Annotated in this window: 24 protein-coding genes; 11 read left to right on the forward strand and 13 right to left on the reverse strand. The window is 72.6% G+C overall.

Annotated elements, in window-relative coordinates:
- The first annotated feature begins 5 nt into the window (after nt 1–5).
- On the forward strand, nt 6–596 hold the full coding sequence (locus tag F1C12_RS16600; RefSeq protein ID WP_185275996.1) for a GrpB family protein: 591 nt from the start codon (nt 6–8) through the stop codon (nt 594–596).
- 15 nt (nt 597–611) lie between these two features.
- On the opposite strand, the gene ilvD is transcribed toward F1C12_RS16600, so the two are convergent.
- A complete protein-coding gene (gene ilvD, locus F1C12_RS16605) occupies nt 612–2,477 on the reverse strand; it encodes a dihydroxy-acid dehydratase (protein WP_185275997.1) in 1,866 nt (621 codons plus the stop codon).
- Nucleotides 2,478–2,554: 77 nt separating this feature from the next.
- Here ilvD and F1C12_RS16610 point away from each other — a divergent pair, with 77 nt between their 5' ends.
- Entirely contained in the window at nt 2,555–3,349 is a 795-nt protein-coding gene (locus F1C12_RS16610; RefSeq protein ID WP_185275998.1) for a helix-turn-helix transcriptional regulator, read from the forward strand.
- 13 nt (nt 3,350–3,362) lie between these two features.
- Nucleotides 3,363–4,679 (forward strand): low temperature requirement protein A, encoded by a 1,317-nt coding sequence (locus tag F1C12_RS16615; RefSeq protein ID WP_258045952.1) that lies wholly within the window; start codon nt 3,363–3,365, stop codon nt 4,677–4,679.
- Here the strand turns inward: F1C12_RS16615 and purQ are convergent.
- The 6 genes from purQ to kynA form a co-directional block, all read right to left on the reverse strand.
- On the reverse strand, nt 4,651–5,349 hold the full coding sequence (gene purQ, locus F1C12_RS16620) for a phosphoribosylformylglycinamidine synthase subunit PurQ (RefSeq protein ID WP_185275999.1): 699 nt from the start codon (nt 5,347–5,349) through the stop codon (nt 4,651–4,653). The two genes, F1C12_RS16615 and purQ, sit on opposite strands and share 29 nt — an antisense overlap.
- Nucleotides 5,349–5,582, reverse strand: coding sequence for a phosphoribosylformylglycinamidine synthase subunit PurS (gene purS / locus F1C12_RS16625; protein WP_258045953.1), 234 nt, complete (start codon nt 5,580–5,582; stop codon nt 5,349–5,351). The genes purQ and purS overlap by 1 nt, the downstream gene beginning before the upstream one ends.
- 67 nt (nt 5,583–5,649) lie before the next feature.
- Nucleotides 5,650–6,570, reverse strand: a complete 921-nt coding sequence (locus F1C12_RS16630; RefSeq protein WP_185276001.1) for a PaaX family transcriptional regulator — start codon at nt 6,568–6,570, stop codon at nt 5,650–5,652.
- Nucleotides 6,567–7,907 carry a kynureninase gene (locus F1C12_RS16635; RefSeq protein ID WP_185276002.1) on the reverse strand — a complete coding sequence of 447 codons (1,341 nt, stop codon included), beginning with the start codon at nt 7,905–7,907 and terminating at the stop codon, nt 6,567–6,569. The genes F1C12_RS16630 and F1C12_RS16635 overlap by 4 nt, the downstream gene beginning before the upstream one ends.
- Nucleotides 7,904–9,097, reverse strand: coding sequence for an amidohydrolase family protein (locus tag F1C12_RS16640; protein ID WP_185276003.1), 1,194 nt, complete (start codon nt 9,095–9,097; stop codon nt 7,904–7,906). Before F1C12_RS16640 ends, F1C12_RS16635 begins: the two co-directional genes overlap by 4 nt.
- Complete coding sequence (kynA, locus tag F1C12_RS16645; RefSeq protein WP_185276004.1) at nt 9,094–9,954, reverse strand: tryptophan 2,3-dioxygenase; 861 nt, start codon at nt 9,952–9,954, stop codon at nt 9,094–9,096. Before kynA ends, F1C12_RS16640 begins: the two co-directional genes overlap by 4 nt.
- Before the next feature lie 169 nt (nt 9,955–10,123).
- Here kynA and F1C12_RS16650 point away from each other — a divergent pair, with 169 nt between their 5' ends.
- The 5 genes from F1C12_RS16650 to F1C12_RS16670 all read left to right on the forward strand — a co-directional run bounded on the left by F1C12_RS16650 (nt 10,124) and on the right by F1C12_RS16670 (nt 14,931).
- Nucleotides 10,124–11,281, forward strand: a complete 1,158-nt coding sequence (locus F1C12_RS16650; RefSeq protein ID WP_185276005.1) for a TIGR03364 family FAD-dependent oxidoreductase — start codon at nt 10,124–10,126, stop codon at nt 11,279–11,281.
- A gap of 69 nt (nt 11,282–11,350) precedes the next feature.
- On the forward strand, nt 11,351–12,370 hold the full coding sequence (locus F1C12_RS16655) for a phosphonatase-like hydrolase (RefSeq protein ID WP_219732629.1): 1,020 nt from the start codon (nt 11,351–11,353) through the stop codon (nt 12,368–12,370).
- An 11-nt stretch (nt 12,371–12,381) separates the two neighbouring features.
- Nucleotides 12,382–13,533, forward strand: a complete 1,152-nt coding sequence (locus F1C12_RS16660) for an alcohol dehydrogenase catalytic domain-containing protein (RefSeq protein WP_258045954.1) — start codon at nt 12,382–12,384, stop codon at nt 13,531–13,533.
- 78 nt (nt 13,534–13,611) lie between these two features.
- Nucleotides 13,612–14,286, forward strand: a complete 675-nt coding sequence (locus F1C12_RS16665) for a TIGR00645 family protein (protein ID WP_258045955.1) — start codon at nt 13,612–13,614, stop codon at nt 14,284–14,286.
- A 33-nt stretch (nt 14,287–14,319) separates the two neighbouring features.
- Complete coding sequence (locus F1C12_RS16670; RefSeq protein ID WP_185276007.1) at nt 14,320–14,931, forward strand: uracil-DNA glycosylase; 612 nt, start codon at nt 14,320–14,322, stop codon at nt 14,929–14,931.
- A 42-nt stretch (nt 14,932–14,973) separates the two neighbouring features.
- Here F1C12_RS16670 and F1C12_RS16675 read toward each other — a convergent pair whose 3' ends face one another.
- Both F1C12_RS16675 and F1C12_RS16680 read right to left on the reverse strand, forming a co-directional pair.
- Nucleotides 14,974–15,498, reverse strand: coding sequence for a MarR family winged helix-turn-helix transcriptional regulator (locus tag F1C12_RS16675; RefSeq protein WP_258045956.1), 525 nt, complete (start codon nt 15,496–15,498; stop codon nt 14,974–14,976).
- Nucleotides 15,499–15,523: 25 nt separating this feature from the next.
- Nucleotides 15,524–15,841: a DUF7882 family protein gene (locus F1C12_RS16680; RefSeq protein ID WP_185276008.1), complete on the reverse strand. Its 318-nt coding sequence runs from the start codon at nt 15,839–15,841 to the stop codon at nt 15,524–15,526.
- A 296-nt stretch (nt 15,842–16,137) separates the two neighbouring features.
- Here F1C12_RS16680 and F1C12_RS16685 point away from each other — a divergent pair, with 296 nt between their 5' ends.
- Nucleotides 16,138–16,719 carry a PadR family transcriptional regulator gene (locus F1C12_RS16685; RefSeq protein WP_185276009.1) on the forward strand — a complete coding sequence of 194 codons (582 nt, stop codon included), beginning with the start codon at nt 16,138–16,140 and terminating at the stop codon, nt 16,717–16,719.
- 13 nt (nt 16,720–16,732) lie between these two features.
- Complete coding sequence (locus F1C12_RS16690; protein ID WP_185276010.1) at nt 16,733–18,448, forward strand: DHA2 family efflux MFS transporter permease subunit; 1,716 nt, start codon at nt 16,733–16,735, stop codon at nt 18,446–18,448.
- A 107-nt stretch (nt 18,449–18,555) separates the two neighbouring features.
- Here F1C12_RS16690 and F1C12_RS16695 read toward each other — a convergent pair whose 3' ends face one another.
- Both F1C12_RS16695 and F1C12_RS16700 read right to left on the reverse strand, forming a co-directional pair.
- The gene (locus F1C12_RS16695; protein ID WP_219732630.1) at nt 18,556–19,452 is read right to left on the reverse strand and encodes a VOC family protein; all 897 of its coding nucleotides are present in this window, start codon (nt 19,450–19,452) and stop codon (nt 18,556–18,558) included.
- A gap of 69 nt (nt 19,453–19,521) precedes the next feature.
- Complete coding sequence (locus tag F1C12_RS16700; protein ID WP_185276011.1) at nt 19,522–20,205, reverse strand: RraA family protein; 684 nt, start codon at nt 20,203–20,205, stop codon at nt 19,522–19,524.
- Between the two features lie 142 nt (nt 20,206–20,347).
- Between F1C12_RS16700 and F1C12_RS16705 the strand changes: the two genes are divergently transcribed.
- The gene (locus F1C12_RS16705; protein ID WP_185276012.1) at nt 20,348–22,243 is read left to right on the forward strand and encodes a heavy metal translocating P-type ATPase; all 1,896 of its coding nucleotides are present in this window, start codon (nt 20,348–20,350) and stop codon (nt 22,241–22,243) included.
- A gap of 48 nt (nt 22,244–22,291) precedes the next feature.
- Here F1C12_RS16705 and F1C12_RS16710 read toward each other — a convergent pair whose 3' ends face one another.
- Nucleotides 22,292–23,194 (reverse strand): phosphoribosylaminoimidazolesuccinocarboxamide synthase, encoded by a 903-nt coding sequence (locus F1C12_RS16710; protein ID WP_258045957.1) that lies wholly within the window; start codon nt 23,192–23,194, stop codon nt 22,292–22,294.
- Nucleotides 23,195–23,249: 55 nt separating this feature from the next.
- Nucleotides 23,250–23,999, reverse strand: coding sequence for an SDR family NAD(P)-dependent oxidoreductase (locus tag F1C12_RS16715; RefSeq protein ID WP_185276014.1), 750 nt, complete (start codon nt 23,997–23,999; stop codon nt 23,250–23,252).
- Nucleotides 24,000–24,001: the final 2 nt, after the last annotated feature.

Below are 24,001 nucleotides of genomic sequence, written 5' to 3' on the forward strand. Positions count from 1 at the left end.
GCAGGATGCCGACTCCCGAGCAGATCACCCACCACTCCGACCCGAACCCGGACGAGGACCCGTGGGTCGATGGGCCGCCGCCTCCCGAGCCGGTCGTGATCGTGGAGTACGACCCGGGCTGGCCGGAGCGCGCCGCCGCGTTGGCCGCGGACATCCGGGCGGCGCTCGGCGACCGGGTCCTCGGACTCGAGCACGTCGGCTCGACCTCCGTTCCGGGGCTCGCGGCGAAGGACGTCATCGACCTCGATCTCACCCTCGCCGACTCGCGCGACGAGGCCGCCTACCTGCCCGCGCTGGAGTCGATCGGCTACCGGCTGACCATCCGCGAGCCGTCCTGGCACGAGCACCGCTGCCTCACCCGCATGTCCGGGCCGCGCGCGAACCTGCACGTGTGGAGCCCGGACAGCCCGGAGCTGGTGCGGCACCGGATCTTCCGTGACTGGCTGCGCACCCACCCGGACGACCGGGAGCGGTACGTGGACGCCAAGCGCGCCGCGATCCCGGGCGCCGACGCGGTGCAGGAGTACAACCTCCGCAAGCAGGCGGTCATCCGCGAGATCTACGACCGTGCGTTCCGGGAGGCCGGGCTGCTGTAGCCGGCCGGGCGCCGCTCAGGCGGTCGGGACCGCCGCCCGCGTCAGCTGGTCGACATCCCGCGCCGCGCCCTGGTCGGCCGACAGCGTCATCGCCGCGTACGCCCGCAGCGCCGCCGACACCGGCCGCTCCCGATCCAGCGGCCGGAACCCGCGGCCGGACGCCAGCGCCTCCCGCCGCGCGTCGAGCTCCGCATCGGACACCTCCAGGCGGATGCTGCGCGCGGCGACGTCGATCGTGATCGTGTCGCCGTCCTCCACGAGCGCGATCACGCCGCCGGCCGCCGCCTCGGGCGAGACATGCCCGATCGACAGGCCGGACGTGCCGCCGGAGAACCGGCCGTCGGTGATCAGCGCGCACTTCGCGCCGAGGCCGCGGCCCTTCAGGAACGACGTCGGGTACAGCATCTCCTGCATCCCCGGGCCGCCGCGCGGCCCCTCGTAGCGGACCACGACGACGTCGCCGGCCTGCACGCGCTTGGTCAGGATGGCGTCCACGGCCTCCTCCTGCGACTCGACCACCACGGCCGGGCCGGAGAAAGTCAGGATGCTCGGGTCGACGCCCGCGGTCTTCACCACGGAGCCGTCCGGCGCCAGGTTGCCGCGGAGGATCGCGAGGCCGCCGTCCGCCGAGTGGGCGTGGGCGACATCCCGGATCACACCGGCCGCGCCGTCGGTGTCGAGTGTCTCCCACCGCGCCGACTGCGACGACGCCTGCGCCGACCGCACCCCGCCCGGGGCGGCGTGGAACAGCTCGATCGCCTCGTCCGTCGCCGACCCGCCGCGGATGTCCCACTCCGCCAGCCACGACTCCAGGGACGGCGCGTGGATGCTGTGCACCCCGCGGTCGAGGAGGCCGGCCCGGTCGAGCTCGCCGAGCAGCGCGGGGACGCCGCCCGCCCGGTGCACGTCCTCCACGAGCGCCGCGCCGTTCGGCGCCACCTTGCTGAGGCACGGGACGCGGCGGGAGAGCCGGTCGATGTCGTCCAGGTCGTAGTCGATGCCGCCCTCGCGCGCCGCCGCGAGCAGGTGCAGGATCGTGTTGGTCGAGCCGCCCATCGCGATGTCGAGCGCCATCGCGTTGCCGAAGGCCTCCCGGGTCGCAATCGAGCGCGGGAGCACCGACGCGTCCTCGCCGTCGTAGTAGCGGTGCGCCAGCTCGACCGCGGTCGCGCCGGCCTTCTCGTAGAGCGCCCGGCGCGCGGTGTGGGTGGCGAGGGTCGAGCCGTTGCCCGGGAGGCCGAGGCCGAGCGCCTCGACCAGGAAGTTCATCGAGTTGGCGGTGAACATGCCGGAGCACGAGCCGCAGGTCGGGCAGGCGGCCTCCTCGACGCGCAGCAGGTCCTCGTCGGAGACCGCGTCGTTCGCGGAGTCGGCCATCGCCGAGATGAGGTCGAGCTTGCGGACCGTGCCGTCCACGAGCACCGTGCGGCCGCCCTCCATCGGGCCGCCGGAGACGAACACGGTCGGGATGTTCAGGCGCAGCGCGGCCAGCAGCATGCCCGGCGTGATCTTGTCGCAGTTGGAGACGCAGACCAGAGCGTCGGCGCAGTGCGCGTTCACCATGTATTCGACCGAGTCGGCGATCAGCTCGCGCGACGGCAGCGAGTACAGCATCCCGCCGTGGCCCATGGCGATGCCGTCGTCCACCGCGATCGTGTTGAACTCGCGCGGGATGCCGCCTGCGGCCTGAACCGCCTGCGAGACGATGCGGCCGACCGGCTGCAGGTGGGTGTGACCGGGGACGAACTCGGTGAAGCTGTTCGCGACGGCGACGATCGGCTTGCCGAAGTCCTCGCGGGCGACGCCGGCGGCGCGCAGCAGTGCGCGGGCGCCGGCCATGTTGCGGCCGTGGGTGACAGTGCGGGAGCGGAGAGCAGGCATGCTCCCATCCTTCGGCCGAGGTCGCGCGCGTGGAAGACGGCGCTGCTACTAGTAGTGGGAGCACTAGTATCGACCGCGTGACCGAACAGGACGACCGCCGCGGCGAGCTCGGCCGCTTCCTGCGCAGCCGGCGCGAGCAGGCGCCGCGCACGGAGTACGGCCTCCCGCCGGTCGGCCGCTCGCGCGACGTCGGGCTGCGCCGCGAGGAGGTCGCCTACCTCTCCGGCGTGAGCGTCACCTGGTACACCTGGCTGGAGCAGGGCCGGCAGATCAACCCGTCCCGTTCGGTGCTCGAGGCGGTCGCGCGCACGCTGCGGCTCTCGCCGCCCGAGCACGAGTACCTGCTCTCGCTCGCCGGGTTCGGCCTGCCGACGCTCGTGCCGACGCGGCCGGTGGAGGATGCGCCGGCGCACGTGCAGCGCCTCCTCGACGCGCTCGGCGCCAACCCGGCGTTCGCGCTCGCGCCCGACTGGGGGATCGCGGGCTGGAACGACGCGTACGCCGACCTCTACCCCAACGTCGCGCGGGTCGCGCGCGAGGACCGCAACCTGCTCTGGCTGGTCTTCACCGACCCGGCGGTGCGGGAGCTGCTGCCGGACTGGGAGGAGACGAGCGCGCGATTCCTGGCCGAGTTCCGCGCCGAGACGGGGACGCGGGCGGGAGACCCGGCGGTGCGCGCGCTCGTGGAGCGGCTGCGGGAGGCCAGCCCGGCGTTCCGCGCGGCATGGGAGCGCTACGACATCCGCGGATTCGCGTCGCGCGAGCGGCGGTTCCGGCATCCCCGGCAGGGCGAGGTCACGCTGGAGCACCACCAGCTCGCGCCCACGGACCATCCGGACCTGCGGGTGGTGGTGTACACGGCGCTGGGGTGAGCAGAATGGGCGGGTGTCGTCGAGCACACCGAGAACGCCTCCGACCGCGGGCACAGGGTTCAACCACCGCCTGATGCGGATGACCGGACGCGACCCCGGGGAGGCGCACCGCGCCGCCACGCCGCTGGAACTGCTCTTCGATCTGACCTTCGTGATCGCGTTCGGCCAGGCGGGGGAGGAGCTCGCCCACCTGCTCGCGGCCGGGGAGGTGGCCGCCGGGATCGGCGCGTTCGTGTTCGCCATGTTCGCGATCTGCTGGGCCTGGATCAACTTCTCCTGGTTCGCGTCGGCCTACGACACCGACGACTGGTTCTACCGGGTGACGACGCTGGTCCAGATGGTCGGCGTCATCGTCCTCGCGCTCGGGCTGCCGACGCTGTTCGCCTCGGTGGAGCACGGCGGCAGCCTCCTGATCGGCGGGGTGGTCGCCGGGTACGTGGTGATGCGGATCGGGCTCGTCGCGCAGTGGCTGCGCGCCGCGGTGCAGGACCGGGCCAGGCGCCGGGTCGCGCTGGGCTACGCGGGCTTCGTGACGGCGGCTCAGGTCGGCTGGGTGCTCCTGGCGCTCGCCGCGCCCGACTTCCTGACGGCGTTCGTCGTGGCCGTGCTGCTGTACCTGGTGGAGCTCGGCGGCCCGGCGTTCTTGGAGACCCGGCTCGGCGGGACGCCGTGGAACGCCGGCCACATCGCCGAGCGGTACGGCCTCCTGACGATCATCGCCCTCGGCGAGGTGCTGTTCGGGACGGTGACGTCGGTGGCTGCGCTGGTGGCGGCGCACGGCTGGAGCGTGGAGGCGGCGCTGGTCGCCGTCGCGGGTGTCGGCCTCACCTTCGGGCTGTGGTGGACCTACTTCATCATCCCCTCGTCCGCGATCCTGCGCCGGCACCGGCGGCGCGCGGTGGTCTGGGGGTACAGCCACGTGCTGCTGTTCTCCGCCATCGCCGCCACGGGCGCCGGGCTGCACGTCGTCGCGTACTTCGTCGACGGGGAGGCGTCGATCGGGGTGACCGGTGCGATCGTCAGCGTGGCGGCGCCGGTGCTGCTGTTCTCGGTCGTGCTGTTCCTGCTCTACACGTACCTGGTGCACGAGGGCGACCCGTTCCACGTCGGGCTGTTCGCCGGGACGGTGGTCGTGCTGGTCGCGGCCGTGTGGCTGGCCGCGGTGGGAGGGTCGCTCGGGCTCAGCCTGATGCTGGTGACGCTGTCGCCTGCCGTCGTCGTGGTCGGGTACGAGACCGTGGGGTACCGGCACCAGGCGGCGGCGCTGGCACGGCAGATCGGGGAGGCCGGCGGTGGGCCGGTCAGGCCTCCACGAGAGCCGAGCGGATGACGCTCGTGAAGAACGTCAGGCCGTCCACGCCCGACCGCATCGCGGCAGCCGTGTCCGGCCCGAAGCCCGGCTCGACCGCGTGCTCGGGGTGCGGCATCAGGCCGACCACGTTGCCGAGCTCGTTGCGGACGCCCGCGATGTCGTCCAGCGAGCCGTTCGGGTTCACCTCGGTGTAGCGGAAGACGATCAGGCCTTCGCCCTCCAACCGCTTCAGCTCCTCGGCCGACGCGATGAAGCCGCCCTCGCCGTTCTTCAGCGGGATAACGATCTCCTGACCCTGCTCGAAGCCGCTGGTCCACGGGGTGTCCGCGTTCTCGACGATCAGGTGCTGGTCGCGGCGGATGAAGTTGCCGTGGTCGTTCCGGATGAGGCCGCCGGCGACGAGGTGCGCCTCGGCGAGCATCTGGAATCCGTTGCAGATGCCGAGCACCGGCATCCCCTTGCCCGCTGCGTCCACGACCTCGGTCATGATCGGCGAGAGGGAGGCGATGGCGCCGCAGCGCAGGTAGTCGCCGTAGCTGAAGCCACCGGGCAGCACCAGGGCGTCGACACCCTGGAGGTCGTGGTCGCCGTGCCAGAGCGCGACCGGCTCGGCGCCGGCGATGCGGACCGCGCGCAGCGCGTCCCGGTCGTCCAGCGAGCCGGGGAAGGTGATGACGCCGATGCGCATCAGGCGTCCTCGCCCGGGTAGTGGATGCCCACCACGTCCTCGATGACCGAGTTGGAGAGGATCTCGTTGGCGATCTCGGTGACCGCGGCGCGGATCTCGTCGTCGATCGGTCCGTCGACGGTCAGCTCGAACCGCTTGCCGACGCGGACTCCCGAGAACTCGCCCTTGCCGATGCGGGCGAGAGCGCCGGCGACGGCCTTGCCCTGGGGGTCGAGCAGTTCAGCCTTGGGCATGACTTCCACAACGATCGTCGACAAAGGGTGATCTCCGCTCCACTCGCGCATCCGGGCCACAGCGATTCTACCGTGGGGCGGAGGCCCCTCGGTCCGCGTCGGCGGTCTGCGCCGCGAAGGCGAGCGCGCGGCCGGCGAGCTCGGCGTGCAGGCGCGCGAACAGGGCGGCGGAGGCTGCGCCCGGCCAGTCGGCGGGGAGGGCGGCGGCGGGGAGGCCGGGGTCGCGGTAGGGGATGACGCGCCACTCGTCGAGGAGGCGGATCCATTCGGCGAAGGCGGCGCGGTCGTCTGCTGGGGGTGCTGCTGACTCGAAGCGGGAGAGGAACGAGTCGTGGAGGGCGCGGATGGTGGGGAGGTCGTACCAGCGGGCCAGGGCGGCGGGCGCAGGGCTGGTGGTCGTGCCGGTGAGCTGCCCGCCGGCCGGCTGCGCGCCGGTGAACAGGTCAGCGCCGAACTCGCGCGCGACCTCCGCGAGCTCGGCCTCCAGCGCGTCGGGCCCGATCCAGAGGCCGTCGGCGACCGTCCCGCAGCCGAGCGCGGCGAGCGTCCTGCGCAGCCGGTGCCGCTGCGAGCGCTGGTGCTCGGGGAACGAGAACGACACCAGGCACCAGGAGGCCGGCGTCGCGCGATCGCCGAAGATGCGCGCGTCCCCGCGCTCCAGCATCGGCAGCGCGGCCGGGTCGAGCGCGTAGCCGGCGACCCCGTCCCGCGGCTCCCGGACCAGGACGCCCCGCGCGCACAGCCGGGCCAGGCTGGAGCGGGCGGTGGCGGCCGGGATCCCGAGCGCGGCCATCAGCTCGACGGCGCCGGCCGCGCTCATCCAGCCGCCGAGCGGGCGCAGGGTGCTGCCGACGATCGTGCGGAGCATGGCGGTGGCGGAGCCGCTGCGGGCCTCGAGGTCCTCGCGCGCGGGGGCGTCCGCCGCCTCCCCGTCGCGCACCACACGCCCGCCGGCGTCCCGCGCCGCCTCCTCCACCTGCCCGCTCATTCCGTGATCAGCTGCCCCAGCACATCCCGCACGGCCGCCATCCCCACCGCGACCTCCTCGAAGCTCGTGCTCAGCGGCGACAGTCCGATGCGGAGGCCGTCCGGGTCGCGGTAGTCGGGGATCACGTCGCGCTCCCACAGCCGCGCCGTGACCTCCCGCATCGCCGGGTGGTTCAGCGTGACGTGGCCGCCGCGCTGCGCAGGGTCGCGCGGGCTCGCCAGCGTCACCCCGAGCGGCGTCAGCCAGGTGTCGGCGAGCCGCACCGCGAACGTCGTGAGCGCGACGGACTTCGCACGCACCGCGTCGATCCCGCACTCCGCGATCATCGCGACCGTGTCCTGGAGGGCGAGCATCCCGACGATCGGGGGAGTCCCGGAGATGAAGCGGCGGACGCCGTCGGCGGGCTGGTACTCGGGCCCCATCAGGAAGACGTCGCGCACGCCCATCCAGCCCTGGATCGGCTGCACGAGCCGGCGCTGCAGACGCTCGTTCACGTAGCCGAACGCGGGCGAGCCTGGCCCGCCGTTCAGATACTTGTAGGTGCAGCCGACGGCGAGGTCCACGTCCCACGCGTCGAGCTCGACCGGTACGGAGCCGGCGGAGTGGCAGAGGTCCCAGAGCACGAGCGCGCCCGCGTCATGGACGATCCGCGTGATGGTGCGGGCGTCGGCGAGGAAGCCGGAGCGGTAGGCGACGTGGCTCAGCACGACGAGCGCGGTGCGCGGCCCGACCGCCGCCGCGACCTGCTCGGGCGTCACGCCGGCCTCGGTGTCCGCCTCGATCCAGACCAGCGAGAGCCCGCGCTCCCGCGCGATCCCGTCGAGCACGTAGCGGTCGGTCGGGAAGTTGTCGGTGTCGAGCACGATCTCGCTGCGCTCGGGGAGGGAATCCACGGCGGCGCGGGCGAGCTTGTAGAGCAGCACGGTGGTGGAGTCGCCGATGAACGTCTGACCCGCCGCGGACCCGAGCGCCGTCGCGCCGAGGGCGTCGCCGATGCGGAACGGCAGCTCCATCCACTCCTCGTCCCAGCCGCGGATGAGCCGGCCGCCCCAGCCGTCCACGAGGAACCGGTGGATCCGCTCGACACTCGCGAGCGTGGGGCGCCCGAGCGAGTTGCCGTCGAAGTACGCGGCGACCGGGGAGGCGGTGCCGAGGTCGGGGGCGCCGTCGGCGGGGGCGACGCCGACGAAGCGCTCGCGGAAGTGCGCGAGCGGGTCGGCCGCGTCGAGGTCGCGCGCGGCGCCGAGCGCGTCGCCGGCGAGGGTGTCGGCGTCGGCCGCCGCGGCCTCGTCGTCGAGCGGGTCGTAGGCGAACAGGTCGTCGGGGATGTCGGTCATGGGGTGTCCTGTCCTGGCGGTCGGGAGGCGGTGGAGGTGGTGGTGATGTTCGCGAGGTCGGGGACGCGCACGCCGCGGACGGTGGCGAGCCAGGCGGGGAGGTCGCGGTCGTCGGCGGGAGGTGGGGTGGGGATCCAGGCGACGCGGGGGCCGAGGCGGTTTTCGTCGGTCGCGGTCGCGGTCTCGCCCAACGGCTCTGCCGCGCGGCCTGCGATCGTGCGCACGAGCGCGGCACCCGTCAGCCCGGCCTCCTGCAGCGCCGCGAGCTCCCGTGCGTTCACGCCAACGGGGAGGTCGCCGTTACCGAGGTCGGTGCCGTAGAGCACGCGCCCGCCTGCGGCGACGAACCGGCGGAGGTTGTCGACGGCGGTGCGGTACTGCCCGGTCGGGACACCCCAGCCGTGGATGTCGAGCGTGCTGATCCACGTCATCCCGCGCTGGGCGGACTCTGCGATGAGCACGTCGTCCAGTCGCTCGGTGAACGGCGTGTGCGCGAGCTGGTCGACGCCGGCCTTCACCGCGCGGGCGGTCTGCCCCGGCCCCTGGACGTGCGCGACGACCGGCAGCCCGGCCGCGTGGGATTCCTCCACAATCGCGGCGAGAGTCGAGTTGTCCACGGTTTCGCCGGCGTCGCTGTTGAGGGCCACCTTGATGCGGGAGGCTCCCAGCATGACCTGTTTCCGCACCGCCTGCCTGGCCTCGCGCGGGCCGCCCACCTCGGCCGCAGCGCCCTCCGGCGCCCAGCCGGACGCCACCGGGTAGCCGCCCGGGGCGGTGATCAGCGCGCCCGCGATCGCGACCGCCGGCCGGCCAGGGAGGTCGGCCCGCCAGGAGGTCGCGACCTCCGGGATCCAGCCGAGGTCGACCGCGTGCGTGATGCCGCCGGCGAAGAGTGCGCCCGGGTCGGTGAGGCCGAGGTGCGTGTGGTGGTCGATGAGCGATGGGATGAGGGTGCCGCCGAGGAGCGGGCTGGTGGGGCGGAGCGGGCTGTTGGGCAGGCGCGGGCTGGCGGGGAGGAGCGGGCCGGTGGAGTCGGCCGGCGCGGGTGCGTCCGTGACGGGGTTCGGGACGGCGTCCGCGAGCGTGAGCTGATCACCGTCGACGGTGAAGAGCGTCGGCCCGTCGAAGCCGTCGCCGGTCCAGACCGCGTCCACCTGGATGGTCCGGTTCGGCGCGAGCGGGTCGCTCACTCCGGCGCCCCGATCTCGGTCCGCACCGCGAACAGCTCGGGGAAGAACGTCAGGTCCAGCGCCTTCTGCAGGAAGCTGACGCCGGTCGAGCCTCCGGTGCCCGTCTTCATACCGATGGTGCGCTGCACGGTCTTGAGGTGGCGGAACCGCCAGAGCTGGAAGTTGTCCTCCAGGTCCACGAATTCCTCGCACGCCTCGTACTCGCTCCAGTGCTCCGCGGCGTGCTCGTAGATGTCGCGGAACACCGGCACGAGCTCCGGGGTGAACACGTGCGCCTGCGTCACATCGCGGTCGAGCAGCGACTGCGGCACGGCGTGCCCGGCGCGCGCCAGGTAGCGCAGGAACTCGTCGTAGACGCTCGGCGCCTCCAGCAGCTCGGTGAGCAGGGCGAGTGCTCCCGGGTCGTCGCGGAAGACCGACAGCATCCTCCGGTTCTTGTTGCCGAGCACGAACTCCACCGCGCGGTACTGGTACGACTGGAAGCCGGACGAGTTGCCGAGGAAGCCGCGGAACTGCGCGTACTCGGTCGGCGTGAGGGTCGCGAGCACCGACCACTGCTCCGTGAGCGTCTTCTGGATGTGCTTGACCCGGGCGATGCGTTTGAGCGCCTGCGGCAACTCGTCGGCGCGCAGCAGATCGCGGGCGGACTCCAGCTCGTGCAGCACCAGCTTCAGCCAGAGCTCCGTGGTCTGGTGCTGGATGATGAACAGCAGCTCGTCGTGGTGCTCCGGCACGCTCACCGGCTTCTGCGCGCTGAGCAGGGTCCCGAGGTCGAGATACGACCCGTACGACATCCGCTCGCGGAAGTCCGTGACGATGTCCGGATCGAACTCGCGCGTGTTCTGGTTCGACGTCATGTTGCGATTCTGCGCCGATCGTCACGGAAGTGCAACAGCCTGTCTTCACCGACTGAACCCAGCACGCGGACGTTCGCTGCCGTTCACCGCCCGGTTACCTGGAGTTGCCGCCTCCGTCGTCGCCGGCTTCTACCTTCGACGCGGGACTTCCTGCGGACGGGAGACGGGAATGGGCAGGCACTACGACCTCGCGATCGTCGGCGGGGGCATCGTCGGACTGGGGCACGCTGTCGCCGCGTTGCGGCGCGGGCTGACCGTGGCCGTCGTGGACCGCGCCTCCAGCGTCGAGGGAGCATCGGTCCGCGGCTTCGGCCACCTGTGCATCACCGGCCAGGAGGGCGAAGCCCGCGCGTACGCCGAGCTCGGCCGCGAACTGTGGCTGACGCTGGCCGTGGAGGCCGGGTTCTGGCTCGGGGAGGTCGGCACCGTCGTCGTCGCGCAGGCACCAGACGAGCTGGCCGTGCTCGAGGAGTTCCGCGACACGCGCGGCGGCCACGACGTCCGGATGCTGACCCCGGCCGACGTCCGCGAGCGGGTCCCCGTCGCCGACGGCGTCGCGGTCGGTGGCGCGTTCTTCCCCGCCGACCTGCAGGTCGACCCGCGCGAGGCCGCTCCGGCGATCGCGCGCTGGCTCGACGCGCACGGCGTCGACTTCTTCTGGCAGACCACGGTTACCGGCGTCGAGACCGGCCGCGTGCACACCTCGCGCGGACGGGTGTCGGCCGACGCAGTCGTCGTCGCCGTCGACCACGAGGTCGACCGGCTGTTCCCCGGCATCGCGGAGGCGCACGGTATCCAGCGCTGCGGGCTCGACATGCTGCTCGTGGAGGCCGACTTCGAGCGTCCGCTCACCGCGCCGGTGCTCACCGCGCGGTCGCTGGTGGGGGCCGCCGGGTTCGCTCACACCCCCGGCGTCGACGCGCTCCGCGAGCGGCTCGCCACCGAGCGGCCCGACCTGGCCGCGTTCGACATCGACCAGGTCTTCGCGCAGCGCCCGGACGGCTCCGTCATCCTCGGCGCCGCCAGGCGGTGCGGCGACGACGTGCCGCCGTTCCAGTCGGAGACCGCGTTCGAGCTGCTGCTGGAGGGCGCGCGGTCGCTGTTCGGCCTCGGCCGCGTGCGCATCCTCGAGCGCTGGCAGGGCGTGCACGCCTCCGCCGCCGACGACTTCCTCGTGTCCTCTCCCGCGCCGTCCGTCCGCGTCGTGTCGGTGACCTCGGGGATCGGGATGACCTCCGGGCTCGGCCTCGCCGATCGCGTGGTGGACGAGCTGTTCGCCACCGCGCCGGGAGTGCTGACCGCGGCGGGGGCCGCGCGCTCGCACTGACAACCGCACACCGTCCGCCGTCCCGCACTCCCGCCGACCACCGAAGCTCCGCACAGAAAGGCACCGGCCATGTCTCCTGAAGGCCTCATCACGAGCGAGTTCGACGACGCCGCGATCATCGACACCGAGGTCGACGCGGCCGCGGTAGTCGCGGTCGACGCCGACGATCCGGACGGGCTCGCGGACCTCGAATTGGTCGTGCTCGACCTCGCGGGCACGACGGTCGTGGACGACGGACTGGTCGAGCAGGCGTTCGTGCGCGCCGTCGACGCGGCCGGCCTCGCCGTCACCGACGACGAGCAGCGCCGCGCGCGGGTGTTCGCCCGCGACACCATGGGCCAGCCGAAGATCGCGGTCTTCCGCGCGCTCACCGACGACGAGGACCAGGCGGAGCACGCCAACGCCGTCTTCGAGTCCGCGTACGCCGAGCTCGCCGCCGACCAGGGCATCCGCGCGGTGCCGGGCGCGGAGGACCTCACCCGCCGCCTCCAGTCGCTCGGCGTCGCGGTCGTGCTCACCACCGGCTTCTCGCGCGCGACCCAGGACACCGTGCTGGACGCGCTCGGCTGGCGCGACCTCGCCGACCTCACGCTGAGCCCGTCGGAGGCCGGCCGCGGACGTCCCTACCCCGACCTGCCGCTCACGGCGCTGCTGCGCACGGGCGCGTCGAGCGTCGACGGGATGGTCGTCGTGGGCGACACCGCGAGCGACATCGCGTCCGGCCTCGCCGCCGGCGCGGGCCTGGTGGTCGGGGTGCTCACCGGAGCGCACGACGAGCGGACGCTCCTCGGCGCGGGGGCGGACGCGGTCATCCCCAGCGTCGCGGACCTGGCGGAGCTGCTGGGCCTGGACGAGCTGGAGCGCGCCGAAGAGCTGGACGACGAGTTCGACGACCTGGACGAGCTGGACTTCGACGACGACGACCTCGACGCGCGCGAGGCGGACGACGGCGACGCCGACGCGGATGACGACGGGGACGACATCGAGGCCGAGGACGCCGCCGCGGACGCCGAGGCCGGCCTCCACGCGCCCGCTCCGAAGGCCTCCGTCCGCGCAGCCGGCGCCCCGGAGGGGCAGACGCTCCGGTGACGATCAAGGCGGTGACCCCACGCGTCGTCGAGCCGCCGGCGAGCCTGGGGATGGGGGTGAGCGTGTATCCGTCGGCGACCGCGATGGTGTGGCAGGGCGTCGGACACCCGCTCGAAGCCGTGGCCGTCCCCGGCGTGCGGCTGGCGCCGGGCGACGCGCTGGTGGAGGTGGAGCTGGCGACGGTCTGCGGCTCGGACGTCCACACCGCGCTGGGCCACCGCCCCGCGCCGACGCCGCTCGTGCTCGGCCACGAGCAGGTCGGCCGCGTGGTCGCGCTCGGCCGCGGCGGCGCGAAGACGACCGACGGCCACCGGGTGTCGCTCGGCGAGCGCGTCGTGTGGTCCGTCGCGGTGCCGTGCGGCCGGTGCGCGCGCTGCCGCCGCGGCCTCCCGCAGCGCTGCGTCAGCCTCCAGAAATACGGCCACGAGCGGATGCGCCGCGGCTGGGAGCTGTCCGGCGGCTTCGCCACCCACACGCACCTCCTCGACGGCACGCCGATGGTCGCGGTGCCCGAGGACATCCCCGCGTCCGTGCTCGCGCCCGCCTCCTGCACGACCGCGACCGTCGCCGCCGCGCTGGAGGCCGCCGCCGCGATCGTCCCGCTGGACGGCGCGCTCGTCCTGATCACCGGCGCCGGGATGCTGGGCCTGACCGCGTCGGCGATGGCGTCGGAGGCCGGCGCGAAGGTCGTCGTCAGCGACCCGATCTCCGAGCGCAGGGAGGCCGCCCGGCTCTTCGGCGCCGCGGCCGTCGCCGACCCGCGCGCGGCCCCGGACTCCCGTGCCGGCCTGGCGGCGGCCCTGGCGAAGGCGGGAGGCCGCGCCTCGGCCCCCACGATCGCCCTCGAGTTCTCCGGCAACCCGTCCGCCGTGCGTTCGCTGCTGACCGTGGTGGACGTCGGCGGTGTGCTGGTGCTCGCCGGCTCGCTCTCGGAGGGGCCCGAGCTGGCCGTCGTGCCCGAGCAGCTCGTCCGGCGCCTCCTCACCATCCGCGGCGTCCACAACTACGCGCCGCGGCACCTGGAGCAGGCGGTGCAGTTCCTCGCGGAGGCGGGCGCGAAGTACCCGTTCGCCGAGCAGGTCGGGGCGGTGTTCCCGCTCGCGGAGGTGGATGCGGCGTTGGCGGCGACCGGGTTCCCGCGGGTGGCGGTCCGGCCGGCCTGACGTCGTCGCGCGGACTCCCTGAGCGTTCTCACATCTTCGGCTGCCTATCCTGGGAGCCGCCCGACCGTGAGGACCCCCGTGATCGAGACCCCTGTCGCCCCGACCGCCGCCCCCACCGCATCTCCGTCCGCGACGTCTCCCGCGCCCGGCGCACCGCGCCCGCGCGCCGCCAGCCGCGTGATCAGCGCGCTGATCTTCTCCAGCCGCTGGCTGCAGGCGCCGCTGTACCTCGGGCTCATCGTCGCGCAGGCGGTGTACGTCTACGTGTTCGTCGTGGAGCTGTGGCATCTCACCGAGAAGGTGGTCTCCGACCCGAGCCACGTGGACGAGGCGTACGTGATGCTCGCCGTGCTCGGCCTGATCGACGTGGTGATGATCGCCAACCTCCTGATCATGGTGATCATCGGGGGTTACGAGACGTTCGTCTCGCGGGTGAACGTGCAGGGGCATCCCGACCAGCCGGAGTGGCTGTCGCACGTCAACGCCAACGTGCTCAAGGTGAAGCTGGCCATGGCGATCATCGGCATCTCGTCCATCCACCTGCTGAAGACCTTCATCGCCGTCGGCGACCTCGGCGCGGCGAACGGCGGGTCGATCGAGGGGGAGAAGTACACGTCGCTGGGCGTGTTCTGGCAGGTCGTCATCCACTGTGTCTTCATCGTGTCGGCGGTCGCGCTCGCCGCGATCGACCGGATGTCGAAGTCGCGGGGGCCGGCGGGGCAAGCGGCGCAGTCGGCGCCGGCCGCGCACTGACCTCCGCCCACCCGCCCGTGGCATCGTAGACCCATGCCCGCCGACCCCTTCGCCCGCTTCTTCGAGCTGCTGCGTGCTCTTCCCGAGCCGGTCGACGCCGAGGCGCTGTACGGCGACGATCCGGAGGGCCGGCGTCGTGAGCGGAATCTGCGGCGGTACTTCGCCATGCCGCACGCGTCCGTCCTGCTGCTCGGCGAGGCGCCGGGCTGGCGGGGGATGACGGTGACCGGTGTGCCGTTCGTGTCGGCGCGGGAGGCCGAGGCCGGCGTCGTGCCCGGGCTGGAGTTGCCCGCGCATGCGCAGGCGCCGTGGGAGGCCTCCAGCCGGGTGGTCTGGGCGACGCTGAAGGACTGGCGGGGGCCGGTGCCGCTGTCGTGGCCGGTCTACCCGCTCCATCCGTTCGTCGCCGGGACCCCGCACAGCAACCGCACCCCGCGGCCCGCCGAGGTGCGCGCGGGGGCGCCGGTCGCGCTGGAGCTGATCCGGGCGTTGGAGATCGAGACGGTCGTCGCCGTGGGGCGGAAGGCGCAGGGTGCGATCGCGACGGCGGGGCTGGAGGCTCCGGCGATCCGGCATCCCGCGCAGGGCGGTGCCGGGCTGTTCGCCCAGCAGCTCATCGACCTCAACAGGGCGCTGGAACTCTGAGCGGGCTGCGCCTCGAAGTACTGCGCCTGGAAGAGCCGAGCCTCAGCGGCCTGCCCGCTTGGAATGCGCCACGTCGTCGATGGTGTCGATCGTGTCCCGGAGGCGGTCCAGGAACGCGATGACCACGCGGGCCTCGTCGTCGTCCAGCGTCGCGGCGACGTCGACCAGCTCCTCGCGGACGTCGCCGAGGATCGCGCGGTGGATCTCGTCGGTCGGCACCGCGGGCACGATGATCAGCGCCCGGCGGTCGAACGGGCTGGGCTCGCGGCGGATGTGGCCGACCTTCTCGAGCCGGTCGAGCAGCACGGTGACGGACGAGCTCTGGATGCCGAGGTAGTCGCCGAGCTCCTTCGGGCCGACCGCGATGCCGCGCTCGCGCGCACGCAGCAGGTAGCGCAGCGCGGAGATGTCGTTGACCGTGAGGTTCATGCTCTTCTCGGAACGGCGCTGCATGGCCGATTCCGAGACCAGGTAGCTCCTGAGGCCCTCGAGCACCTCGAGCGCGCGTCGACGTTCCGCGTCCGTCTGCCCGGACGTGGCCGGCGTCGAACCCTTGTCCGTCGTCATGGCTCGATGATAATCCAGCGGACGCTCAGACCGCGGCGACCTCGCTCGGCTGCGGGGTGAAGTGGAGCCCGCTCGCGCGCGAGGCCAGATCGGCGAGGGAGTTCAGCCACTGGTCGTCGAGGCGTTCGGGGGACGAGGACTCGAACTCGTAGCGCAGTGGGATGGCGTTGTCGATCCAGAGCGCGTGACGCCCGACCGGCTCGGTCGGGTCGGTGTCGTCGCGGGACCAGGTCAGCAGGAACGGCTCGCGGCGGCGGAGTTTCATGGTGATGACGGCCTGCAGGTGCGCGAGCGCGCGGTCCTCGAATTCGAACGATTGTCCGTCGTAGATCAGAGCGCCCATCCTCGTTCCTTTCGCTCAGGCGGTGAACGTGGAACGATCATAACCGATCGCTAGGTCAACTAGCTATCCATGTGAGGAAATATTTTTTCGATGCTGCTAGCGGTATGCGATCTCAGACGGCACCCCGGTAGCTAGTCCACCTAGTTACATCGGCCGATTGCCGTCCGGCGACTAAGCAGCGGATCGTGACAACAAAACGGCCATCCCGCGCTTGACTGCCGCAATCCTCCTGACGTACTATTCCACGTGGAATAATCCTTTCCGATCAAACCCCGAACAGAACCATCCGAGAGTCCATGCCGCACACCCCGTCCCTCACCCCGCTCGCCGTCGCCGCGCTCGCGCTGCTCGCCGAGGGGCCGACGCACCCGTACGAGATGTATCAGACGCTCGTGCTGCGCTCGGAGGACCGGCTCGTCAAGGTGCGGCCGGGCTCGCTGTACCACACGGTCGACCGCCTGGCCCGGCAGGGGCTCGTGCGCGCGACCGGCACCGAGCGCGAGGGCAACCGCCCGGAGCGCACCACCTACGAGATCACGGAGGAGGGCACCCTGGCGCTCGGCGAACGCGTCGCGGACATCATCGCGACACCGGTCAACGAGTTCCCCGAGTTCCCGCTCGGCCTCGGCGAGGCGCACAACCTCCCGCTCGGGACCGTGATCGAACTCCTCCGCAAACGCGTCGGCCTCATGCGCGCCGACATCACCCTCCTCGACGACGGCATCGACCGGGTCCAGGCGAAGGGATTGCCCGAGAAGTACTGGCTCGACGTGCGGTACCTGCGCACGACGGCGGAGGCCGAAGCCGCCGCCCTCGAAGCCCTCATCGACGACCTCGCCTCAGGAGCGATCTCCTGGGACGAGGAGAAGAAGCACTGAGAGAAAGAATCACATGGAACGCCAACTGAAGCCGTGGCCCGCCCTCTGGGCGCTCGTCATCGGGTTCTTCATGATCCTGATCGACACGACCATCGTGTCGGTCGCCAACCCGTCGATCATGAAGGGCCTCAACCTCGGTACGGACTACAACGCGGTCATCTGGGTCACCAGCGCCTACCTGCTCGCGTACGCCGTCCCGCTGCTGATCACCGGCCGCCTCGGCGACCGCTTCGGCCCCAAGAACATGTACCTGATCGGCCTGGTGATCTTCACGCTCGCCAGCGCCTGGTGCGGATTCTCCGGCGTCATGGCCGGCGGCGGCATCGGGATGCTGATCACCGCCCGCGTCGTGCAGGGCCTCGGCGCGTCGCTGATGACACCGCAGACCATGGCGGTCATCACCCGCATCTTCCCGCCGGACCGCCGCGGCGCGGCCATGGGCCTCTGGGGCGCCGTCGCCGGCGTCGCCACGCTGATCGGCCCGCTGCTCGGCGGCGTGCTGGTCGACTGGCTCGGCTGGGAGTGGATCTTCTTCATCAACGTCCCGGTCGGCGTCGTGGCGTTCATCCTCGCGATGCGGCTCGTCCCGAAGCTCCCGACGCACACGCACGCGTTCGACATCCTCGGCGTCGTGCTCTCGGCGGTGGGCATGTTCCTGCTGGTGTTCGGCATCCAGGAGGGCGGTACCTACAACTGGGGCGTCATCGGGGACGGGCCGTTCTCGGTCTGGGGCCTCATCATCGCCGGCATCGTCGTCCTGATCGCTTTCGTGGTCTGGCAGGCGCTCAACAAGAAGGAGCCGCTGCTGCCGCTCCCGCTGTTCCGCGACCGCAACTTCTCGCTGTCGAACGGCGCGATCACCACGGTGGGCTTCGCGGTGACCTGTATGGCGCTGCCGCTGGTGTTCTACTTCCAGACGGTCCGCGGCCTCACCCCGACCGAGTCGGCGCTGATGCTCGCTCCGACGGCCGTGTTCTCCGGCGTGCTCGCGCCGGTGATGGGCCGCCTCATCGACAAGATCAACCCGAAGTTCATCGCGACGCCGGGCCTGGTGCTGTTCTCGCTGTCGCTGTTCCTCTACTCGCGGATGCTGACCCCGGACGTCAGCATCTGGTGGCTGCTCATCCCGAGCGCGCTGATGGGCATCGCGATGTCGGGCGTCTGGGGACCGATCTCGGCCGTCACCACCCGCAACCTCCCGATGAACCAGGCCGGAGCCGGCTCCGGCGTCTTCAACACGACCCGCCAGATCGGCGCGGTGCTCGGAAGCGCCTCCATCTCGGCGCTCATCACCGGCCGCCTCGCGGCCGACCTCCCGAAGGCCCCGAGCGGTGCGGCCCCGACCGCGACGGCCGGGACCGAGCTGCCGAGCTTCCTGCACGCCGGGTTCACCCAGGCGATGTCGGAGGCGCTGCTGCTGCCCGCGGCGGTGGCGTTCCTCGGCGCGCTCATCGTGGTGTGGTGGGCGAAGCCGAAGCCGCCGGCGTGGGGGCCGGGGGCCGCTGGTGCTGGGGCTGGTGCTGGTGCGCCTGCCACGGCGGGCGCCGGTCAGCCTGCGGGTGAGCCCGTCGGCGTCGCGGAGTCCGCGGCGTCTGCGCACGGCGCGCACGCGGCCTCCCGGCCGGTGGACGCGGTGCCGCACGGCGCGCACTCCGCCGAGCCGGCCGCCGACGCGCCCCGCGACGGCGACGAGCACCACGGCATCCACGCCGCCCCCGCGACCGAGTAGCGCGGCCGCTCTCACGCGAAGAAGGGAGGACTCCCCGGCCCATCCGGCCGGGAAGTCCTCCCTTCACTGCGTCTGTGCGGCGTGTCGCGCCGGATCTCCTCCGCTGCCTACGCCTCCGCGACCACCCGCACCGCGTTCGCCCACGGGTCGTCGAACGACACCGACCGCCCGTCGTCCCGCGTCGGCACCCCGTAGTGCCGCATCCGCTCTGTCAGCGCCCCCACGTCGTCCGCGCCGGGCAACCGGAGCTGCACCTCCCCGAGCCCGAGCGCGAGCCTCCGCACTCCCGCGCCGCGGCTGTTCCAGGTGTTCATCGCCATGTGGTGGTGGTAGCCGCCGGCCGAGACGAACAGTGCCGACGAGCCGAGGGAGGCCGTGGCCTCGAACCCGAGCCGGTCGACGTAGAACGCGCGTGCCGACGCCACGTCCCCGACCGAGAGGTGCACGTGGCCCACGACCGCGTCGCCGAAGCGCGGGTCGTCGGCTGCGGTGTCCAGCGATGGCAGCTCCGCCAGCGTCGCACCGCGCTCGGTGAGGTGCTCGCGCAGGAACCCGTTCGGGTCGAGGTAGAGCGTGTCCATCTCCACCTGGCCGTGCGTCCAGCTCCACTGGCTGCGGTCGCGGTCCCAATACAGCTCGACGCCGTTTCCCTCGGGGTCGGTGAAGTAGAAGGCCTGTGAGACCAGGTGGTCGGCGCTGCCGGTGAACGTGCCGGGCGCGCGCCGCGCGACCGAGTAGACCGCGGCGGCGAGGGCCTCCTGGCTGTCGAACACGATCGCCGTGTGGAACAGGCCGGCCTCGCCCGGGGAGGCGTGCTTCAACTCGGGCGCGTGCTCCAGGATCACCGACGGCGTCGCGCCGCGGCCCAGGATGACGCGGCCGCCCTCAGCGGCCAGCACCGTGAGGGTGACGGCGTCGCGGTAGTAGGCGGTCATCGCGTCGAGGTCGGCGACCCGGAGGGTCACCGCACCCATCGCGGAGTCGGCAGGGAGCAGTTCGGGCATGCGTAGTGCAACGCGACGAGCGTCCCGCATATTTCAGGTCTCGATCGCTGCTCAGGTCTCGATCGCTGCTCAGGTCTCGATCGCGCCGCCGGTCTCGGCCAGGTAGCGGCGCAGGGTGAGTGACGGGTCGGCCGCCTGGAGCTCGCGATAGCGGGAGAAGTCGAGCTGCGCGCGCAGGGAGGTCCCGGCCCGCATCCGCTGGGACTGCGCGCCCTCCACCGTCTGAATGCGCCGCGCCTCGGCGAACAGGTCGTCGCGGCGGTCCGTGCCCACCACGAGCACGCCGTCGTCGTCCGCGACGATCCAGTCGCCGGGCGCGACCGCGACGCCGTCGAGCATGGCGGTGCGCATCGCGCTCCCCGCGGGCGGGACCCGGCGCGGCCCGAACGGGTTCGCGCCCAGGCTGAACAAAGGGAGGCCGATCTCGCGGAGCTGGGCGGTGTCGCGGTGCAGCCCCCAGATCACGGCGCCGGCGAGCCCGGCCTCGCGCGCCTCCAGCAGCATCAGGTCGCCGACGCAGGCCTCGTCACGCCGGCCGCCGTTGTCGACGACGAGCACCGCGCCGGGCGGGGCGTCGTCGATGGTCTCGAGCAGGACATCCACACTGCCGAGGTGTGTGACAGGAGCGGCGGGACCGTGGAAAGGGCGGCCGGGGAGGAGGGGCAGGAGATCGACCGGCGCCGTGCCGACAGGGATGCCGAGGCGGACGGCGGCGTCGGCGACGGCGGCGGTGGGGAGGGCGTTCGTGTCCATGTCGTGACGCTACTTGCGCGCGCATGCTCGTGGGGGAATGCGTTGTCCTCCACAGTCCCGCCGCACCCTCGACTTCTCCACGGATCACGCTGGGGTCTTCTCCGACGCGGCCCGCTGCCCAAGGATGGTTCCGGGAGGTGTGATGAGACGGATCGCTCGGCTGGCCCGCCGGTACTGGGTCGTGACGCTGACGCTCGGCATCGGCGTCGTCGGCATCGTCCTGGCGCTCGCGGGCGCGGGCTGGCTCGTGCAGTGGCTGTTCAGCGTGTACGCGCTGGCCGTCGCCGCGTGGCAGGCGGTGGGGATGGTGCGCGCGATGGCGCACGGCCGGTTCGGGCTCGACATCCTCGCCATCACGGCGATCGTCGCAACCGTGCTGGTCGGCGAGTTCGTGGCCGCGCTCATCGTCGTGCTCATGCTGACCGGCGGCGACGCGCTGGAGGACTACGCCAACCGCCGGGCGAAACGCGAGCTCGACGCCCTGCTCACGCGCGCGCCGCAGTTCGCGCATCTGGTGGTGGACGGCGGCTATCAGGAGGTGCCGGTCGATCAGGTGAAGGTGGGCGACGCGCTGCTCGTCCGGCCGTCCGAGATCGTCCCGGTCGACGGAGTCCTGCTCTCCGGGCGTGGAGCCTTCGACCAGGCGTCGATCACGGGCGAGAGCATCCCGGTCGAGAAGTCGGCGGGCGACGAGGTCCTGAGCGGGTCGGTGAACGGTCAGGAGGCGGTCGAGCTCCGGGCCACCTCGACGGCCGCGTCGTCGCAGTACCAGCAGATCGTCGCGCTCGTCGCTCAGGCGGCGGAGAGCAAGGCGCCGGTCGTCCGGCTGGCGGACCGGTACGCCGTGCCATTCACGGTCTTCTCGCTGGCGCTCGGCGCGGTGGCGTGGTGGCTGAGCGGCGACCCGGTGCGCTTCGCGGAGGTGCTCGTCCTGGCGACGCCGTGCCCGCTTCTCATCGCGGCGCCGGTCGCGTTCATCGGCGGGATGAGCCGCGGCGCGCGCAACAGCATCATCGTCAAGTCGGGCGGGGTCCTCGAACAGCTCGCACGGGCGCGCACGGCGGTCTTCGACAAGACCGGCACGCTCACCTACGGCGCCCCTGCGCTCAGCGAGGTGCGCCCGCAGCCGGCGTTCGGAGCGGACGAGCTCCTCGCCGCCGTTGCGAGCGCCGAGCAGTACTCGTCCCACGTGCTCGCGGCGTCGTTCATCCAGGCGGCGCGGGAGCGCGGGCTGGAACTGCGCGAGGCGGCGTCCGCGCAGGAGGCCGCGACGAACGGGGTGGTGGCGGACATCGGCGGCCGGGAGGTCGTGGTCGGCAAGTTCGCGTTCATCGCTTCGCACGCGCCGGACGCGGAGCGCACCCCGATCGCTCCCGGCGAGCTGGCCGTCTACGTCGCGATCGGCGGCCGGTTCGCCGGCGCGCTGCTCGCGAGCGACCGCCTGCGGTCGAACGCGGCCGCCACCCTCCGCGAGCTCGCGACGCTCGGGGTGACGAACACGATGATGCTCACCGGCGACGCACGCGAGACCGCGGAGCACATCGCCGCGGAGCTCGGCATCACGCGGGTGCGCGCCGAGTGCCTGCCCGCCGACAAGGTCGCCGAGGTCGCGGGCGTCGCCGAGCGTCCCGTGATCATGGTCGGCGACGGCGTGAACGACGCCCCCGTGCTGGCCGCGGCGGATGTCGGGATCGCGATGGGCGCCAAGGGCGCGACGGCCGCGAGCGAGTCCGCGGACGCGGTGATCCTCGTGGACGACATCCACGGCGTCGCCCGGGCGGTCCGGATCGGCAAGGACACCGTCCGAATCGCGCTCCAGAGCATCTGGCTCGGGATCGCGGTGTCGGTCGTCCTGATGCTCATCGCGGCGTTCGGCTTCATCCCGGCGACGGCCGGCGCGCTCATCCAGGAGCTGGTCGATCTGGCGACCATCCTCGCCGCGCTGCGGGCGATCGGGGGCCGGCTGGATGCGCGGGCGGCCGCGGAGCTACGGGCGGGACCGCGCGTGGCGGTGAGCGGCGGGACCGGGGCGCGGTAGGGCCGCGTGAGCCCACGAGGGCGGGAGCGGGCCGCGGTAGCGGAAGCTCTACCGTCCGGTCAGCCGCTCCAGCAGCTCGCGGTAGCGCGCGGCCGTTCGCTCCACCACCTCGGCCGGGAGCTCGGGCGGAGTGCCCTGCTTGTCCCAGTTGGCGGCCAGCCAGTCGCGGACGATCTGCTTGTCGAAGCTGGCCATCCGCGCCGCAGGAGTCGTGGCCGTCGCGAACACGCGGGCGTCCCAGTAGCGGCTGGAGTCGCTGGTGAGCACCTCGTCCGCGAGCGTGATCTCGCCCGTTGCGCGGTCGGCGCCGAACTCGAACTTGGTGTCCGCGATGATGACGCCGTGCTCCTCCGCGATCGCCGCTCCGCGGGCGTACACCTCCAGCGACAGCCGGCGGAGCTCCTCCGCGACCTCCGGGCCGACCAGCTCGACGGTGCGCTCGAAGCTGATGTTCTCGTCGTGCTCGCCGAGCGGCGCCTTCCACGCAGGGGTGTAGATCGGCTCCGGCAGCCGGTCGCCGTCGGCGAGCCCGGCCGGGAGCGGGACGCCGCAGACGCTCTGCGTCCGCTGGTACTCGGCCCAGCCGCTGCCGGTCAGGTAGCCGCGCACGACGCACTCGATCGGGAACATGTCCAGCGGCTTCACCAGCATCGCGTGTCCCGCGACCTCGGCCGGGATGCGCTCCACGATGCGGTCACCGTCGAGCGTGTGGTCAGGGACGAGGTGGTTCGGGACGCTGCCGAGACGGTCGAACCACCACAGGCTGAGCGTGGTGAGCAGCTCGCCCTTGCCCGGGATGCCGGGCTCGAGCACGTGGTCGAACGCGCTCACCCGGTCGGAGGCCACGACGAGGACGGCGGCCGTGTCGTCCAGGCCATCCGCCCCCTCGGGCACGTAGAGGTCGCGGACCTTCCCGGAGTAGACGTGCTTCCAGCCTGCCAGTTCGCTCACCCGTCCATCGTAGGGCTCGGGACGCGGGCCGCCGACCGGCGTGAGCGCCCTCGCCTCAGATCGTGCGCCCGCCATCCACCGCGAGCACGTCGCCGGTGACGTACGACGCGGCGGGCGAGGCGAGCCAGGCCACGGCGGCGGCGACCTCCTCCGGCGAACCCATCCGGCCGGTAGGCACGTAGCCGCCGATCCGCTCGCGCGTCGCGTCGTCCAGCCGCAGGTTGCCGCCCGACATGATCGGGCCGGGCGCGACGGCGTTCACGCGGATGCCCGCGCGGGCCTCGTCCAGGGCCGTGGTCAGGGTCAGGCCGATCACCGCGTGCTTCGCGGCCGCGTACGCCGACATCCCGGGAGCGCCGCGCGTCCCGGCGGTCGAGGTGATGTTGACGATGGCGCGCGGGCCGGAGGAGGCCCGCAGCGCCCGCACCTCGGCGCGCATCGCGACCGCCACCGAGCGGAAGTTCACCGCGACGATCTCGTCGAAGACGTCGGCAGACATGTCCGCGAGCGGGGTGGGCATGTGGCCGCGGCCGACGTTGTTGACCGCGACCGCGAGCCCGCCGCCGAGCTCGGCCGCCGAGGCGACCGCGGACGCGAGTGCTGCGTCGTCGGTCGCGTCGAGGGGGAGGACCAGCGGGCACGCGATCCCCGACGCGACGAGCTCAGCCTGGAGCGCGCGAAGTGCGTCGGCGTCGCGCGCGGCCGGCACGACCAGGAGGCCGTCCGCGCCGAGCGCGCGGCAGATCGCGTTGCCGATGGCCCCGTTCGCGCCGAGGACGAACGCGACGCGGGTCGCGGCATCCATCC

Origin of the sequence: Leifsonia shinshuensis, from assembly GCF_014217625.1 — a bacterium.
GTDB lineage: Bacteria > Actinomycetota > Actinomycetes > Actinomycetales > Microbacteriaceae > Leifsonia > Leifsonia shinshuensis_A.